At 59.8% G+C, this 14,096-nt stretch carries 11 protein-coding genes; 6 read left to right on the top strand and 5 right to left on the bottom strand.

The window, feature by feature from the left end; translation table 11 throughout:
* The first annotated feature begins 87 nt into the window (after positions 1–87).
* Positions 88–762: an alpha/beta family hydrolase gene (locus F6R97_RS25480; RefSeq protein ID WP_315867266.1), complete on the top strand. Its 675-nt coding sequence runs from the start codon at positions 88–90 to the stop codon at positions 760–762.
* A 99-nt stretch (positions 763–861) separates the two neighbouring features.
* Here the strand turns inward: F6R97_RS25480 and F6R97_RS25485 are convergent, their stop codons facing one another.
* The 3 genes from F6R97_RS25485 to acnA all read right to left on the bottom strand — a co-directional run bounded on the left by F6R97_RS25485 (position 862) and on the right by acnA (position 6,257).
* Positions 862–2,427 carry a methyl-accepting chemotaxis protein gene (locus tag F6R97_RS25485; protein WP_038979962.1) on the bottom strand — a complete coding sequence of 522 codons (1,566 nt, stop codon included), beginning with the start codon at positions 2,425–2,427 and terminating at the stop codon, positions 862–864.
* A gap of 104 nt (positions 2,428–2,531) precedes the next feature.
* Complete coding sequence (locus F6R97_RS25490; protein ID WP_315867267.1) at positions 2,532–3,323, bottom strand: CPBP family intramembrane glutamic endopeptidase; 792 nt, start codon at positions 3,321–3,323, stop codon at positions 2,532–2,534.
* A gap of 192 nt (positions 3,324–3,515) precedes the next feature.
* Positions 3,516–6,257 (bottom strand): aconitate hydratase AcnA, encoded by a 2,742-nt coding sequence (gene acnA, locus F6R97_RS25495; protein WP_315867268.1) that lies wholly within the window; start codon positions 6,255–6,257, stop codon positions 3,516–3,518.
* A gap of 221 nt (positions 6,258–6,478) precedes the next feature.
* Here acnA and rlmM point away from each other — a divergent pair, with 221 nt between their 5' ends.
* Complete coding sequence (rlmM, locus tag F6R97_RS25500; RefSeq protein ID WP_315867269.1) at positions 6,479–7,552, top strand: 23S rRNA (cytidine(2498)-2'-O)-methyltransferase RlmM; 1,074 nt, start codon at positions 6,479–6,481, stop codon at positions 7,550–7,552.
* Between the two features lie 159 nt (positions 7,553–7,711).
* Positions 7,712–7,963 (top strand): sulfurtransferase TusA, encoded by a 252-nt coding sequence (tusA, locus tag F6R97_RS25505; protein WP_007907805.1) that lies wholly within the window; start codon positions 7,712–7,714, stop codon positions 7,961–7,963.
* An 88-nt stretch (positions 7,964–8,051) separates the two neighbouring features.
* On the opposite strand, the gene F6R97_RS25510 is transcribed toward tusA, so the two are convergent.
* Positions 8,052–9,461 carry an MATE family efflux transporter gene (locus F6R97_RS25510; RefSeq protein ID WP_038979966.1) on the bottom strand — a complete coding sequence of 470 codons (1,410 nt, stop codon included), beginning with the start codon at positions 9,459–9,461 and terminating at the stop codon, positions 8,052–8,054.
* Positions 9,462–9,756: 295 nt separating this feature from the next.
* Here F6R97_RS25510 and pdxB point away from each other — a divergent pair, with 295 nt between their 5' ends.
* Positions 9,757–10,899, top strand: a complete 1,143-nt coding sequence (pdxB, locus tag F6R97_RS25515; protein WP_038979967.1) for a 4-phosphoerythronate dehydrogenase PdxB — start codon at positions 9,757–9,759, stop codon at positions 10,897–10,899.
* A gap of 189 nt (positions 10,900–11,088) precedes the next feature.
* Here pdxB and F6R97_RS25520 read toward each other — a convergent pair whose 3' ends face one another.
* Positions 11,089–11,268, bottom strand: coding sequence for a PA1571 family protein (locus tag F6R97_RS25520; RefSeq protein ID WP_007907798.1), 180 nt, complete (start codon positions 11,266–11,268; stop codon positions 11,089–11,091).
* Positions 11,269–11,534: 266 nt separating this feature from the next.
* Here F6R97_RS25520 and F6R97_RS25525 point away from each other — a divergent pair, with 266 nt between their 5' ends.
* Entirely contained in the window at positions 11,535–13,313 is a 1,779-nt protein-coding gene (locus F6R97_RS25525) for an ABC transporter transmembrane domain-containing protein (protein WP_409999809.1), read from the top strand.
* Positions 13,314–13,577: 264 nt separating this feature from the next.
* Positions 13,578–14,078, top strand: a complete 501-nt coding sequence (locus tag F6R97_RS25530) for a type VI secretion system amidase effector protein Tae4 (RefSeq protein WP_038979968.1) — start codon at positions 13,578–13,580, stop codon at positions 14,076–14,078.
* Positions 14,079–14,096 lie beyond the last annotated feature (18 nt).

A 14,096-nucleotide genomic window follows, 5' to 3' on the forward strand; every position in this document is an offset into this window, starting at 1 on the left:
ATCCACGGTTCAGCCGAAGTGAGAACGTTTGCGCAAGGCAACGCTCCCTTCGCCTGGAGTTATAGGCAGACTAAAAGCGAGGCAAGCATGGACAAAGAGCACAAGGCCAGTATTGACGGGGATCAATGGGCGCAGTGCGTGCGGGATCATGGATGGTTGTGGAATGCCGCCTCAGTGCCGGCCTCGGCGACACTGATTCTCGCTCACGGAGCCGGTGCGCCGATGGACAGCGGCTGGATGAGCGACATGGCTGCGCGCCTTGCCACGCATGGGGTCAACGTGTTGCGTTTCGAGTTTCCCTATATGGCGCAGCGACGTATCGATGGCGGTAAACGCCCCCCGAACCCTGCACCCAAACTGCAGGAATGCTGGCGTGAGGTGTATGCCGTGGTGCGACGCCATGTCGCTGGGCACCTGGCCATTGGCGGCAAGTCCATGGGCGGGCGAATGGCGAGTTTGTTGGCTGATGAGTTGGGCGCGGATGCGCTGGTGTGTCTGGGATATCCGTTTTATGCGGTGGGTAAACCGGAGAAGCCGCGGGTCGAGCATCTGGCGGGGTTGAAGACTCGCACGTTGATTGTGCAGGGTGAGCGGGATGCGTTGGGTAATCGGGCGGCGGTTGAGGCTTACACGTTGGCGCCGAGCATCGAGGTGTTCTGGCTGGCGGCAGGGGATCATGATTTGAAGCCGTTGAAGGCTTCGGGGTTTACGCATGAGCAGCATCTGGATGCGACAGCCAGGAAGGTTGCTGAGTTTTTGTGAGAAGCAAGATCAAAAGATCGCAGCCTTCGGCAGCTCCTACAGGGTGTACGCCGTTCAAATGTAGGAGCTGGCGCAGCCTGCGATCTTTTGACGTTGTTGTCAGCGGTTAAACCGCTCCACCAACGAATACTGGGTATTCGCCGTCTTGGTCAGTTCTTCACTCAGCAGCGCCGAGTGCTGTGCCTGTTCCGAGGTCTGGTCAGCCAGTTGTGAGATGTTGCTGATGTTGCGGCTGATTTCTTCGGCGACGGCGCTTTGCTCTTCGGTGGCGGCAGCGATCTGGGTGGTCATGTCGGTGATGTTGGCCACCGCTTCGCTGATACCTACCAGAGCCTGGTCCGCTTCCAACACCCGGGCCACACCTTCTTCGGCCTGACGATGCCCGGTTTCCATGGTTTGCACCGCGGTGCTGGCTGTTTGCTGCAGTTTGGCGATCAGGGCGTGAATCTGCCCGGTGGATTCGCTGGTGCGTTGCGCCAATTGGCGTACTTCGTCGGCCACCACCGCAAAACCACGGCCCATCTCGCCGGCACGCGCGGCTTCAATCGCAGCGTTCAAGGCCAGCAGGTTGGTCTGGTCGGCGATGCCTTTGATCACATCGACCACGCCGCCAATTTCGTCGCTGTCCTTGGCCAGTTGCGTCACCGTCAGGCCGGTTTCACCGACCACCACCGACAGACGCTGAATGGCTTCGCGGGTTTCCCCGGCGATGTCACGACCGCGACCGGTCAGGCGATTGGCTTCCTGAGTGGCGTCAGCAGTGCGCTGCACGTGGCTGGCGACTTCCTGAGTGGTGGCAGCCATCTGATTCACAGCGGTCGCCACTTGCTCGGTTTCGACGCGTTGACGTTCCAGGCCGCTTGAGCTGTTGTGGGCCAGGGCGTCGGACTGTTTCGCTTGTTCGGTCAGGTGTTCGGCAGTGTCCTGCAAACGGGTCAAACAGGTTTTCAGGCGTGCTTCCTGACTGAGGATCGACATCTCCAGGCGTGCCTGGGCACCGCGGCTGTCGGTGTACATCTGTGCGATCAGCGGGTCGGACGTGGTCTGTTCGGCCAGACGCAGCAAACGCTTGATACCGCGCTGTTGCCAGCTCAAACCCATCAAGCCCAACGGCACCGAAAGGCCGGCGGCGAGGGCGAAGCCCCATTGAGATGTCAGGGTAGCGCCGATCATGAAGCTCAGTTGGCTGACAAGAATGAACGGTAGCCAGTCCTGAAGCACCGGCAGCCATTTGTCTGTAGAGGGAACCGCAGACTTTCCCTGGTTGATGCGTTGGTAGAGCGCTTCGGCGCGGCGGATCTGTTCGGCGGTGGGTTTGATCCGCACCGACTCGTAACCGATCACCTGATTGCCGTCGAACACCGGTGTGACATAGGCGTTAACCCAGTAGTGGTCACCGGTCTTGCAGCGATTCTTGACAATGCCCATCCATGGCAAGCCTTGTTTCAGTGTGCCCCACATGTGCGCGAACACCGCAGCCGGGACGTCGGGGTGACGGACCAGGTTATGCGGCGCGCGGATCAGTTCCTCACGAGAAAACCCGCTGATTTCGACGAAAGCGTCGTTGCAGTAGGTGATCACGCCCTTGGCATCGGTGGTGGAAATCAACCGTTGCTGAGCCGGGAAGGTCCGTTCGCGTTGTGTAATGGGCTGGTTGTTACGCATGGCTTTTTCGATCCGCAAGGCTTTGAGAGGTTGTCGGCATCGTCAGGTATTTATTGAAATGTTTTTTTCATTTATCAGTAACGCGTCGCAAAACGACCGTTGCGTCAGCCAGCGAGCATCGGATAAGTGAACAGCCCGAAATGCAACAAATTCAAACCAAAATGCGTGGCGATGGCCGCGCCCAATCCGCCGAAACGGTAGGCGAGGCCATAACCGACACCGGCCAGGCTCGCCAACAACATCCATTGCCAGCCAGCGCCCAGATGAACGAGGCCGAACAGCATTGAGGCGAGCAACAAGGCAAGATTTTCGCCATAAGGCAGGTGTTTGAACTGCCGACTCAGGCCGCCCTGGATGTAGCCGCGAAACAACGCTTCTTCCACCAGCGTCACCAGCAACAGATTGTTCAGCACCCACAACCAGGCTTGATCCGGCCATTTCGGGGCCCAACTGATCACGCCCAGCAACAGCGCGCCACCCAAGGCCAGCACGGCGCTTACGGTCAGGGCGAGGGCGGTGGCATAAACGGACAGCTTCAGCGAGCGCCGGCCGACAATCCATGGACAAACCAGCAACAGCCAGAAGCCGATCAGCGGTTTGTCCTGATTCAGGTACATCGCAAACGGCACGGCATCGTCGGTGAAACGCTGGGGATCAATGGCGCGACCGTTGTAGAAACCGGGAAGCCAGTGCATTGCCAGCGCCACTGCCAGGAAGATAAACAAGCCGTGGCCGAGGAAGCGGCCGATGGGAATCTGTTGTTGGCGAACGGCGAAACCGGCAAACAGCAGCAACGCGAAAGAGATAGCGGCCAGCCAGCCGAGTTGGCCGTAGATCAAAGCCAGGCCATAGCCCATGGAGAGAAGTGCCAGATAAGTCCATGGCAGAGCAATCATGTGGAGTCCTTTTGAGCGGAGGAGCCTATTCGGGCCCCAAGATCGCAGCCTTCGGCAGCTCCCACAGGGGAAATGCAATCCAATGTAGGAGCTGCCGAAGGCTGCGATCTTTTTGGGGGGCGCGCGATTATAGAGACGTACACCGCGTAAACAAAAACACCGCCCGAAGGCGGTGTCGTTGTCAGCAGGTTGTTACGAGGCAATCAATTGCCGCAACACGTAATGCAAAATCCCTCCGGCCTTGAAGTACTCCACCTCATTGAGGGTATCGATCCGGCACAACACCTCAATTTTTTCCTTGCTGCTGTCTTCACGGGTGACGACCAGCGTCAGGTTCATCCGCGGAGTCAGTTCGACGCCCGTCAGGCCAAGGATGTCCAGGGTTTCCTTGCCGGTGAGGTTCAGGCTCTTGCGGTTCTGATCCAGCTTGAACTGCAACGGCAACACGCCCATGCCCACCAGATTGGAACGGTGAATCCGCTCGAAGCTTTCCGCGATCACGGCTTTGACCCCCAGCAGATTGGTGCCCTTGGCCGCCCAGTCGCGGCTCGAGCCGGTGCCATATTCTTGCCCGGCGATCACCACCAGCGGCGTACCCGACGCCTGGTAACGCATGGCCGCGTCGTAGATCGGCAGCTTCTCCCCGGTCGGAATATAAATCGTGTTGCCGCCTTCTTCGCCGCCGAGCATCTCGTTGCGAATCCGGATGTTGGCGAAGGTGCCGCGCATCATCACTTGATGGTTGCCGCGACGGGAGCCGTAGGAGTTGAAGTCCCGCGGTTCCACCCCTTGCTCGCGCAAGTAATGGCCGGCAGGGCTGTCAGCCTTGATGTTGCCGGCCGGGGAGATGTGGTCGGTGGTCACTGAATCACCAAGCAGCGCGAGGACTTTCGCCCCTTCGACGTCCTTGACCACCGGCGCAGGGCCACCGATGTCATCGAAGAATGGCGGATGCTGGATATACGTCGAATCGTTGTTCCAGACATAAGTCGCCGCCTGCGGCACTTCGATGGCCTGCCACTGCTCGTCGCCGGCAAACACTTCGGCGTACTCCTTGTGGAACATCGCAGTGTTCACCTGAGTCACCGCGTCGGCGATTTCTTTAGTGCTCGGCCAAATGTCTCGCAGATAAACCGGCTGGCCGTCCTTGTCGTTGCCCAGGGGTTCGCTGCTGATGTCGATGCGCACCGTGCCGGCCAACGCATAGGCGACGACCAGAGGCGGGGAGGCCAGCCAGTTGGTTTTCACCAGCGGATGCACGCGACCTTCGAAGTTGCGGTTGCCCGAGAGCACCGAGGCAACCGTCAGGTCGGCTTTCTGAATGGCTTTTTCGATCGGCTCCGGCAACGGTCCGGAGTTGCCGATGCAGGTGGTGCAGCCATAACCGACTAGCGCAAAACCAAGTTCATCAAGGTATTGGGTCAGGCCCGCTGCCTTGTAGTAGTCGGTGACCACTTTCGAGCCAGGGGCCAGCGAACTTTTGACCCACGGCTTGCGCTTCAGGCCTTTCTCCACGGCTTTCTTCGCCACCAGCCCGGCCGCCATCATCACGCTGGGGTTGGAGGTGTTGGTGCAAGAGGTGATCGCGGCGATCACCACCGCGCCGTTTTTCAGCCGATACGTGCGGCCTTCGTGGTCGTAGTCCGTTTCGCCGATCAGATCGGCGTTGCCCACCGCGACGCCACCGCCACCCTCACTTTCGAGGCGACCTTCTTCCTTGCTGGAGGGTTTGAATTGCAGCCCGAGAAAGTCAGTGAACGCTTGCGCGACATTCGGCAACGAGACGCGGTCCTGCGGGCGTTTCGGCCCGGCAAGGCTGGCCTCGACGCTGCCCATGTCCAAGGCCAGGCTGTCGGTGAACACCGGCTCTTTGCCGGGCAGGCGCCACAGACCCTGGATCTTGCTATAGGCCTCCACCAGTTTCACGGTTTCCGGTGTGCGGCCAGACAGGCGCAAGTACTCCAGTGTCACCTCGTCCACCGGGAAGAAGCCGCAAGTGGCGCCGTATTCCGGGGCCATGTTGGCGATGGTCGCGCGGTCAGCCAGCGGCAAGTCGGCGAGGCCGTCGCCGTAGAACTCGACGAATTTCCCGACCACGCCTTTTTTGCGCAGCATCTGGGTCACCGTCAGCACCAGGTCGGTGGCGGTGATGCCTTCCTTGAGCTTGCCGGTGAGTTTGAAGCCGATCACTTCCGGAATCAGCATCGACACCGGTTGGCCGAGCATCGCCGCTTCCGCTTCGATCCCGCCCACGCCCCAGCCGAGCACGCCGAGGCCGTTGATCATGGTGGTGTGGGAGTCAGTGCCAACCAGGGTGTCGGGGAAGGCATAGGTGCGACCGTCCTCGTCCTTGGTCCAGACCGTGCGGCCCAGGTACTCAAGGTTGACCTGGTGGCAGATGCCGGTGCCCGGTGGCACTACGCTGAAGTTGTCGAAGGCGCTCTGGCCCCAGCGCAGGAAGGCGTAACGCTCATGGTTGCGCTGCATTTCGATGTCGACGTTCTGTTCGAAGGCGCTTGAGCTGGCGAACTTGTCGACCATCACCGAGTGGTCGATCACCAGGTCCACCGGCGACAGCGGATTGATCCGTTGCGGGTCGCCGCCGGCCTTGGCCATGGCGGCGCGCATGGCGGCCAGGTCGACCACGGCGGGGACACCGGTAAAGTCCTGCATCAATACCCGCGCCGGGCGGTACTGGATTTCGCGATCGGAGCGACGCTCCTTGAGCCAGGCGGCAATCGCCTTGAGGTCGGCGCCGGTAACGGTTTTCTCGTCCTCCCAGCGCAGCAGGTTTTCCAGCAGCACTTTCAACGACATCGGCAGCTTGTCGAGATCGCCCAGGCTTTTGGCGGCTTCGGGCAGGCTGAAATAGTGATAGGTCTTGTCGTCGACTTGTAAGGTTTTAAGGGTTTTCAGGCTATCGAGGGACGGCATTGAAATGACTCCTTTAAATCCGCACGGCTACGGACTGAGGGGCGGGCAGAGCTTTTAACCTAGCCCCGTTTAGACATTAAGGCTAATAACTGGACCCTAAGGACAAGTCCAAGGTTCCGATCTCGGCTATCATGCGCCGGTTTTCGTGACAGGCTTTGCTTCAACGCAAGTCTGGGCATCGCGCAGTGGCTGAATTCTTCGCCAACTGCCCAGGAGTAAGAATGAACACCCTCTTTATGCATTGCCGGCCGGGCTTCGAAAGCGAAGTCTGTTCCGAGATTTCCGAACATGCCGCGCGGCTGAACGTGGCCGGTTATGCCAAGGCCAAAACCGCCAGCGCCTGCGCCGAATTTATCTGCACCGAAGAAGACGGCGCCGAGCGCTTGATGCGTGGTCAGCGTTTCGCTGACCTGATCTTCCCGCGTCAGTGGGCCCGTGGGATCTTCATTGATCTGCCGGAAACCGACCGCATCAGCGTGATCCTCGCGCACATGGCGGACTTCCCGCTGTGCGGCAGCCTGTGGCTGGAAATGGTCGACACCAACGATGGCAAAGAGCTGTCGAACTTCTGCAAAAAGTTCGAAGGCCACCTGCGCAAGGCGCTGATGGCGGCCGGCAAACTAGTGGAAGACGCCCACAAGCCACGGTTGCTGCTGACCTTCAAGAGTGGTCGCGAAGTGTTCATGGGCCTGGCGGAATCGAACAATTCGGCGATGTGGCCGATGGGCATTCCACGCCTGAAGTTCCCGCGTGAAGCGCCGAGCCGTTCGACCCTCAAGCTGGAAGAGGCCTGGCACCATTTCATCCCGCGCGATCAGTGGGACGAGCGCCTGCACAGCGACATGACTGGCGTCGACCTCGGCGCCGCACCCGGCGGCTGGACCTGGCAACTGGTCAACCGCGGCATGCTGGTGACCGCCATCGACAACGGTCCGATGGCCGAAAGCCTGATGGACACCGGTCTGGTGCAGCACTTGATGGCCGACGGTTTCACCTTCAAGCCCAAGCAACCAGTGGACTGGATGGTCTGCGACATCGTCGAGAAACCGGCGCGCAACGCGGCGATGCTGGAAGAATGGATTGGCGAGGGGCATTGCCGCGAAGCGGTGGTCAACCTCAAGCTGCCGATGAAACAGCGTTATGCCGAAGTGAAACGCCTGCTGGAACGTATTGCCGAAGGGTTCAAGGCGCGGGGCATTCGGGTCGAGATCGGCTGCAAGCAGCTGTATCACGACCGTGAGGAAGTGACCTGCCATTTGCGCCGATTGGACGTGAAAAAACCCAAGTCCCGCTGATTCACACGGACCCATGTGGGAGCGGGCTTGCTCGCGAAAGCGGTGGCTCAGTCGACATCAATGTTGAATGTCAGTCCGCATTCGCGAGCAAGCCCGCTCCCACAGGTGACCGAACACCCGGCAATGCGCGACAATGCCGGCAAGTTTCAGGAGTAAATCATGAGTGAAATGATCGATACGCCGGTAGACGGTACCCTCGACGCCACCGGCCTCAATTGCCCGGAACCGGTGATGATGCTGCACCAGCACATCCGTGACCTGGTGCCCGGCGGCCTGCTGAAGGTGATCGCCACCGACCCGTCGACCCGTCGCGACATCCCCAAGTTTTGCGTGTTTCTCGACCACGAACTGGTCGCGCAGCACGAAGAGGCAGGCACTTACCTGTACTGGATCCGCAAGAAACTTGCTTAATCAGGCACAAAAAAAGGGCCTGCATAGCGATCCGACTTGCCGGCGAAGGCGTCCTTGAGAGCGCTTTCGCCGGCAAGCCTGGCTCCTACTAACCCGCCGAACGACTGATGCGGATCCGCTTGCGTGCACTGCGCGTCAGGCGGATCGACAGCATCAGTGCCGCGCAACTCAAGCCGACGATCAAACCCTGCCACAGCCCGCTCGGGCCGCTCGGCGCGCCGAGCCAGTCGGTCAGGCCCAGGGCGTAACCCACCGGCAAACCAATCCCCCAGTACGCGAACAGTGTCAGGATCATCGTCACCCGCGTGTCCTGATAGCCACGCAGTGCGCCCGCCGCGGTCACCTGGATAGCGTCGGAAAACTGGAACAGCGCCGAATACACGATCAGCATCGCGGCCACCTGAATCACCGTCGGGTCGGCGGTGTAAATCGCAGCGATGGGTTCACGTAGCAACAGCATCATGCTCGCCGACAGGCACGCATAAGCCAGGGCGGTGCCCATGCCGACACCGGCGGCGAAGCGGGCTTCGCGCGGTTCCTCACGGCCGAGTGCCTGGCCGACACGCACGGTCACGGCCATGCCCAGGGAGTAGGGGATCATGAACACCAGCGAGCTGAAGTTCAGCGCGATCTGGTGCCCGGCGACCACGGTGGCACCGAGGCTGCCGATCAGCAGGGCGATCACGGCGAAGATGCTCGACTCGGCGAACACTGCGATGCCGATTGGCAGGCCGATGCCCAGCAGACGCTTGATCACCGACCACTGTGGCCAGTCGAAACGGCTGAACAATTCACTCGACTGATAGGCCGGCGCCCAGCGTTCCCAGCCAGCCATGCCCAACGCCATCACCCACATCACAATCGCCGTGGCCCAGCCGCAGCCGACACCGCCCATGGCCGGCACACCAAAGTGGCCATAGATGAAGATGTAGTTCAGTGGAATATTCAGCGCCAGCCCACACAGGCCAAGGACCATGGCCGGACGGGTACGACCCAGGCCATCACTGAAGCAGCGCAGCACGTGATAGAACGCGACGGCAGGCAAGCCGCTGGCGATGCCATGCAGATATTGCATGCACGGGCCGATCAGCTCGGGGTCAACCTTCATGATGTGCAGGATCGGTTCGGCGCTGAACAGCATGCCAGTTGCCATCAAACCCACCACCAGCGCCAGCCACAAGGCCTGACGCACGATCGGGCCGATCTCACTGTGAGTGCCAGCACCGAAGCGCTGGGCGACTTTCGGGGTGGTGGCCAGCAGTGTGCCGGTCATCAGCAGAAACACCGGGACCCAGATCGAGTTGCCCAGCGCCACGGCCGCCAGATCTCGAGGCCCGACACGACCGGCCATTACCGCATCGACGAAGCCCATGGCGGTGGTCGCCAGTTGCGCGATCATGATCGGCAACGCCAGGCCGAGCAGGTTTTTAAGCTCCAGGCGAACCCGGGCCGGGCGATTGAGGGAAATAGCGGAGGGGCGGTCAGTCACGGAATTCAAGGCGAAACGTCCAAAGGGTTTTGATGCGCAGGCGGCGCATTCTACGCCTTGACGCAGTGGTCAGGAAAAGTCCTGTGTTAGGGATTTGTAATCTCTCAATCCAGCGCACACCCTGTGTAGGAGCTGCCGAAGGCTGCGATCTTTTGATCTTGTTTTTCAATAACCGGTCAACAAACCTTTCAAGCCAAAAGCGAAGATCAAAAGATCGCAGCCTTCGGCAGCTCCTACGGGGGATCGGTGCTAGTCGTTTGGTGTCATCTGCGCCTAAACTGCCGATCCGCCAAAGGAGCCTGCCATGCTGATTGTTGCCGACGAAAATATCCCGCTGCTCGATGCCTTCTTCGCAGGTTTCGGTGAAATCCGCCGGGTACCGGGACGTGTCATCGACCGCGCCACTGTCGAGCAGGCCGATGTTCTGTTGGTGCGCTCGGTGACCAACGTCAACCGCCAATTGCTCGAAGGCAGCAAGGTGCGCTTCGTCGGCACCTGCACCATCGGCACCGATCACCTGGACCTGGATTACTTTCAACAGGCCGGCATCACCTGGTCCAGCGCGCCAGGTTGCAATGCCCGGGGTGTGGTCGATTACGTGCTGGGCAGCCTGCTGACACTGGCCGAAATCGAAGGTGCCGACCTGACTCAACGAACCTACGGCGTGGTCGGCGCCGGCGAAGTGGGCGGGCGGCTGGTCAAGGTTCTGCAAGGCCTGGGCTGGAACGTGCTGGTCTGCGATCCCCCACGGCAAGCCGCTGAAGGGGGCGATTACGTTAGCCTCGAGCAGATCATCGAGCAATGCGACGTCATCAGTCTGCACACTCCGCTGGACAAGCAGGGGTCTCAGTCGACCTGGCATCTGTTCGATAAAAACCGGTTGAACCAACTCAAGCCAGGCACATGGCTGATCAACGCCAGTCGTGGCCCGGTCATCGACAATGCCGCCCTGCGCCAGGTGCTGTTGCAGCGTGAAGATCTGCAAGCGGTGCTGGATGTCTGGGAGGCTGAGCCCGAGGTCGATGTTGCACTGGCCGAGTTGTGTGTGCTGGCGACGCCGCACATTGCCGGTTATAGCCTGGACGGCAAACAGCGCGGGACGGCGCAGATCTATCAGGCGTTTTGCGAGTTCCTCGGGCAACCGGAACAGGTTCACCTGAGCGACTTGCTGCCAGCGCCTTGGTTGTCGGGAGTGACGTTGAACGCCGACAGTGATCCGGCCTGGGCACTGGCGATGTTGTGCCGTGGCGTGTACGACCCGCGCCGTGACGACGCGGATTTCCGTCGCAGCCTTGTAGGTAATGTGAGCGAGCAGCGCGCGGCGTTCGATGCTTTGCGCAAGCATTACCCGCTGCGGCGTGAGATCGATGGGTTGAAGGTGCGGATCGAGGGGGATTCGCCGGCGTTGCAGCGGATCGTGGCGGCGTTGGGTGCTTCGGCTGTCTGAGTACCGCGTTGGCCTTATCGCGGGCAAGCCACGCTCCCACAGGTCATGCGTCAATTTTGAAATCGCGGTAATCCTGTGGGAGCGGCGGTGCGACGATTCGACTTGCCCGCGATAGGGCGCGCAGCACCCTCAAAAGGCACCCATAAAAAACCCGGCTAAAAGAGCCGGGCCAAGAAGACGGTGGCTACATCACTCTTGTTCGGCAGGCTTGACCAATCGCTTTTCCAGTTCGCGGCAAGCGTCCTGGATCATGTTTTCAGTGATCGGTACTTCGTGCCCATCCTTATCAATAATCGAGCAACCCAGAGACTGGTCTGGCTGCGTGCGGATCACTGGAATCTTGTCATCGCTGCTGTTTTGCAAGGACATGGCCTGTCTCCTCATCAGGTTGTGTGCTTACTGTAAAACCGCCAGGTGACCGGGCTGTGACAACTCCCTGCGATCTTCAGGTCGGCATCTTCAGTCCACCAGAAATACCTGGATGTTTCCACCCGGACTTTAGACCAATAATATCTAGCCACTAGTCTTGGCGGTCATAATTAACCTGACTCATTATGATTTACAGCGTTCAATCCCATTGACCGGTGTAGGCTTGGTCGAGTTAAAACCATTGGTTGCGCCATCGGATGATCTTCATGCTCTCTTCCCGTCACCGCCGCGCCATTCGTCTGGCCAGCCGTTTCCTCGCGCCTTATCGCTGGCCGGCCTTGGGTGCCTTGCTGGCGTTGATCGTCACTGCCGGTATCACCTTGTCCATGGGGCAGGGGATTCGCCTGCTGGTGGATCAGGGTTTCATGACCCAGTCGCCGCATTTGCTCAACCGATCCATCGGTGTGTTCATGCTGCTGGTGGTCGGTCTGGCAATTGGCACCTTTGCACGGTTTTATCTGGTGTCGTGGATCGGCGAGCGTGTTGTCGCCGACATCCGCCGTCGGGTGTTCAACCATCTGGTCTACCTGCATCCGGGGTTCTATGAAGACAACCGCAGCTCCGAGATCCAGTCGCGGCTGACCGCCGATACCACGCTGCTGCAATCGGTGATCGGCTCTTCGCTGTCGCTGTTCCTGCGTAATGGGCTGATGGTGATCGGCGGGATTGTCTTGCTGTTTATCACCAACCCCAAACTCACCAGCATCGTGGTAGTCGCGTTGCCGCTGGTGGTCGCGCCGATCCTGATTTTTGGTCGCCGGGTGCGCACCCTGTCGCGTTTGAGCCAGGACCGGATTGCCGATATCGGCAGCTATGTCTCCGAAACCCTGAGTCAAATCAAAACCGTGCAGGCCTACAACCATCAGGTTCAGGATGAGCAGCGTTTTGCCACGACCGTGGAAGAGGCTTTCAACACTGCCCGCAAGCGTATTTTCCAGCGCGCCTGGTTGATTACCCTGGTGATCCTGCTGGTGTTGGGCGCCGTCGGGGTGATGCTTTGGGTCGGCGGCATGGATGTCATCGCCGGACGGATTTCCGCGGGTGAGCTGGCAGCGTTTGTCTTTTACAGCCTGATCGTCGGCGGTGCCTTCGGCACGTTGAGTGAAGTGATCGGCGAACTGCAGCGAGCAGCGGGGGCGGCGGAGCGGATTGCCGAGTTATTGCGTTCGGAAAACATCATCCAGCCGCCGACCCAAGGTCTGGTGACCTTGCCTGAACGGGTGAAAGGCGATCTGGTGCTACAAGATGTGCGTTTTTCCTACCCGTCGCGTCCGCAAAGCTATGCCGTCGATGGTCTGAATCTTACGATCAACGCTGGCGAAACCCTTGCATTGGTTGGGCCGTCTGGTGCGGGAAAATCAACGGTGTATGACTTGCTGTTGCGCTTTTACGACCCCGCCGAAGGACGCATCCTGCTGGACGGTGTGCCGCTGACTCAACTCGATCCTCTGGACCTGCGTCGCTGCTTCGCCCTCGTCTCGCAATCCCCGGCGCTGTTCTTCGGCAGCATCGAAGAGAACATTCGCTACGGCCATCCGACGGCAACTTTGGCCCAAGTCCAGGAAGCCGCGAAAATCGCCTATGCCCACGACTTCATCGAGCAAATGCCCAGCGGCTACCAGACACACCTCGGCGACGCAGGCCTCGGTTTATCCGGCGGGCAACGCCAACGCCTGGCGATCGCCCGGGCGCTGCTGGTGGACGCGCCGATCCTGCTGCTGGACGAAGCCACCAGCGCCCTCGACGCCCAAAGCGAGCACCTGATTCAGCAAGCCCTGCCCAGCCTGATGAAAAATCGCACCACGCTGGTCATCGCCCACCGACTGGCCACGGTAAAAAACGCTGACAGGATCGCGGTGATGGACCAAGGGAAACTGGTGGCGGTGGGGACGCATCAGGAGTTGATTGCGAGTAATGCGCTGTATGCACGGCTGGCAGCGTTGCAGTTCAATGACGGCAAGGCCGAAACCGATCTGCGAGCGTAGGCTCTGCTGGCGCCCCGGTACAGCGCTCGTCTTTCCAGTTGCGCGAACCAGCCCTCCACAGCGTTCAACCAGGAAAAAAAACCCACCTTTTGATGCACTTTTCTGACTGAAAGCGGGTCAATAGGGCAGTCATTTGGCTCCTTCCGTCATCAGTACGATGACCTAGGCTTTATCCGTGCCCCTGCGCCGGACTGCTGGGGCCTTAGCAATCATGAGCAGGGCCTCACGACGATTTTGCTGAATATTCAAAACAAGGACGTACCGATGAAAAGAATTCCTTTCATTGCTGCCTGGACGGCTTCGCAGCAAATTTATGATCCCTCCAACTCGGGAGTCAAGGTCGCCGAAGTCATTGGGGGATATGTTGAAAAGAATATCAACAACCCTGACCCGACACAGCGCTGGAGCAACACCTGCGCGGTACGGATGAGCTATATCCTGAACCAGGCAGGCCTGAAAATTCCAAGTGTGCCGGGGCAAACCGTGTCCGGTGCCGACAAGTCCCAGTACTTCTTCCGCGTCAAAAACCTTATTGCCTTTCTGGAGCAACGCTGGGGCAAAGCTGAAGTCGTGCAGTATCCACCCTCGGGTGGCGGAACCCTGAGAGGCAAGAAGGGGGTGATCCTGTTTGAAGTGCAGGGTTGGTGGGATGCCCAGGGGCATGCCACGCTGTTCAACGGCAGTACTTGCTACGACCACTGCTATTTCAACGAACCCGGCGTGAACTATCGCACCGACCGTGCGAACTTCTGGAGCTTGCTGTGAAGAAGGTTCTATTGGGCA

Origin of the sequence: Pseudomonas sp. JV414, assembly GCF_032424305.1 — a bacterium.
Lineage (GTDB): Bacteria > Pseudomonadota > Gammaproteobacteria > Pseudomonadales > Pseudomonadaceae > Aquipseudomonas > Aquipseudomonas lini.